Origin of the sequence: Streptomyces sp. NBRC 110028 (assembly GCF_001417735.1) — a bacterium.
GTDB lineage: Bacteria > Actinomycetota > Actinomycetes > Streptomycetales > Streptomycetaceae > Streptomyces.
The window spans coordinates 1-3,095 of record NZ_BBUZ01000092.1 but is presented as its reverse complement, the minus strand read 5'-3'; the positions used below and the strand labels follow the sequence as shown (position 1 = coordinate 3,095).

Annotated in this window: 2 protein-coding genes; both read right to left on the bottom strand. The window is 69.9% G+C overall.

The genetic code is table 11. The features are described 5' to 3' along the window. Positions 1–848, bottom strand: an 848-nt coding sequence (locus ASC60_RS38385; protein WP_199831187.1) for a beta-ketoacyl synthase N-terminal-like domain-containing protein, incomplete at its 3' end; no start/stop codon positions are given. Between the two features lie 47 nt (positions 849–895). Further along, positions 896–3,095 (bottom strand): SDR family NAD(P)-dependent oxidoreductase (locus ASC60_RS38380; RefSeq protein WP_159043428.1); only part of this gene is annotated, 2,200 nt, incomplete at its 5' end.

Below are 3,095 nucleotides of genomic sequence, written 5' to 3'. Positions count from 1 at the left end.
TCACCCAGGCGCTCCAGTACGACGAGCCCGGCGCCCTCACCCCAGCCGGTGCCGTCGGCGGCGGCCGCGAAGGGCTTGCACCGGCCGTCGGGGGCCATACCGCGCTGCCGGGAGAACTCGATGAACGCCCCGGGAGTGGCCATCACCGCCACGCCCCCGGCCAGCGCCAGGTCGCATTCGCCGTGGCGCAGCGCCTGACAGGCCAGATGGATGGCCACCAGCGACGACGAGCACGCCGTGTCCACCGTGACCGCGGGCCCTTCCAGACCCAGTGAGTACGCCACCCGGCCCGACACCACGCTGCCGAGGTTTCCGGCCCCGACGTAGCCCTCCACTTCGCTCGTGATGTTCCCGATGACCGACAGATAGTCGTGGGAACCGATCCCGGCGAACACACCGGTGTTGCTGCCGTTCAAGGTGTCGCGACGGAATCCCGCCCGCTCGAACGCCTCCCACGCCGTTTCGAGGAGCAACCGCTGCTGGGGGTCCATGGCCAGCGCCTCGCGCGGGCTGATGTCGAAGAAAGCGGCGTCGAATTCGGTCGCGTCGTAACAGAATCCGCCCTGGTCCACATAGGACGTGCCGTACTGCTCGGGATCCGGATCGAAGAGTTCGCCGAGCGCCCAGCCCCGGTCCGTCGGAAACGCGGAGACGGCGTCATCACCCCGCGCCACCAGCTGCCAAAGGTCCTCGGGCGACCGCACCCCGCCCGGATAGCGGCACGCCATTCCCACGATCGCGACAGGCTCCGGCTCGGCGGAATCGACCTCGCGCAGACGCTGGCGGGTCTGGCGCAATTCGGCCGTGACCCACTTGAGGTGATCGAGAAGCTTCTCTTCGTTGGACATCTGGCACAAGCTCCTTGGCGCGGCGCGGAGGATGGAGGTCTTCGGGCTCACGACTTTCCGAACTCATCGGAGATGAGATCGAAAATGTCTTCCGCCGTTGCTGTCTCAAGCTCGCCATGAGCCGTGGAACGGTCCGTTTCCTGTTCCGTACCGCTCCACTTGGCCAGCAGCAGCCGCAGTCGGCCGGTGATCCGGCGACGCGCAGCCTCGTCCACCGCGGACGGCTCCGATACCGAATCCCATGTGTCGAGGTCCGACAGCAGTCGCCCTTCGGAGGCCACCTCCGCGTCGACGAGGCGCTCGCGCAGGAAGTCAGCCAGCTGGTTGGGCGTGGGGTGGTCGAAGATGAGAGTGGGTGGCAGATCGATACCGGTGGTGGCGGTGAGCCGGTTTCCGAATGCGACGGCGGTGAGGGAGTCGAACCCCAGCTCCTGGAAGGGCTGGGCGGGGGGAATGGCGTCCGTGCCGGGGTGGCCGAGGATGGCGGCCGCGTGCGTCCGCAGGTGGTGGAGGAGGAGCTGATGCTGCTGAGCGGGCGTGCTGTCGGCCAGTTGCTGCTGGAGCGAGCTGATAGCCGACGTCGAATCCGGGGCGTCGGCGTCGGGCTCCGGAGTCGGCATGAGGCGGGTGAGGAGGGGGCTCGGCCGTTGCGCCGTAAAACTGGTCGGGAACTTCTGCCAGTCGATGTCCGCGACGGTGACGGTGATGTCGCCATGGTCGAGCGCGTGCTGAAGCGAGGCGACGGCGAGATCCGGGGCGAGCGGATTCATCCCGCGCCGGTTGTAGTAGTCGACGACGGCCACGTCGGCGGCCATGCCCGCGTCGCTCCAGGGCGCCCAGGCGATGCTGGTGGCGGGGAGTCCTTGGGAGCGGCGGTGTTGGGCGAGGGCGTCGAGGTAGGTGTTGGCGGCGGCGTAGGCGGCCTGACGGCTGCCGCCCCAGGAGGCCGCGCCGGAGGAGAAGAGGACGAACGCGCTGAGGTCGTGGTCCTTGGTCAGCTCATGGAGATGAGCGGCGGCGAGCGCCTTGGGTTGAAGGACCTCGTTGATGTGGAGGAGATCGATCTCCGAGAGTGGCGTGTTCTCCGCGATACCGGCGGTGTGGATGACGGTGGTGAGGGGGTGTTCGGCGGGGATGGCCTCGATGAGGCGGTGCAACGCGTCCCGGTTCGAGACGTCGCAGGTGGTGATGGTGACGGTGGTGCCGAGGTCGGTGAGTTCTTGGGTCAGTTGGTCGGCCCCGGGGGCGTCGGGGCCGGTGCGGCTGGTGAGGTGGAGGTGTGGTGCGCCGTTGCGGGCGAGCCAGCGTGCGATGTGGGCGCCGAGCCCGCCGGTGCCGCCGGTGATCAGTGTCGTACCGCTCGGCTGCCAGGGGACCGCCAGAGCGTCGGTGGCCGGCGCGTGCTCAAGGCGCCGCCCGAGGACGGCCGAACGGATCGCCACCTGGTCCTCGGGCTGCCCGGGCACGAGCAACCCCGCGATGCGGCCGGGAGCGCGGGCGTCGACCGTGTCGGGCAGATCGATCAAACCACCCCAGAGCCGGGGGTATTCCAGCGCGGCGACCCGGCCGAATCCCCAGATCTGCGCCTGGCACGGATGAGGGAGCACATCGGTGGAGGAGGCCGCCACGGCGCCCTGGGTCAGGCACCACAGGGCCGTGGGCCACCCGAGTTCGTCCAGGGCCTGGACGAGGGCCGTGGTGGCGGCCAGCCCGATGGGAACGGCCGGATGATCCGGGTGGTGGCCCTCATCGAGGGCGAGAAGGCTCAGCACACCGGCGGGTGCGGTACGTACGCCGATGAGACCGGCGAGCTGCTGGGCAAGGGCCTCGCGGGCGGCAGCGGTGTCGATGGTGAGCGTCTCGCGCACAGCACCATGGGCATCGAGTGCCTGGGCAGCGGCTTGGACGACCGGATGCCCGGCCAGGCCGGATGGCACGAGCAGCAGCCAGGTCCCGGTGAGGGCCGGAGTCGCCACCGCGTCGGGCAGCGGCTCCCAGGCGACCCGGTAGCGCCACGAGCCGATGGTGGCGTGCTCCCGGTGCCGTCGCCGCCAGGCCGAGAGAAGGGGGAGGGCGGGCAGGAGTGCGTCGATGCCGGGGCTGTTCTTCTCCAACTGGAGCGTGCTGGTGAGGGCGTCCACATCTTCCGCCTCGATAGCGCCCCAGAGCTGTGCCTCGGCCGGGTCGTGCTGCTCACCGCGGCCGTTGGGACGGGTGGGCGGGGCGAGCCAGAACCGCTGGTGCTGA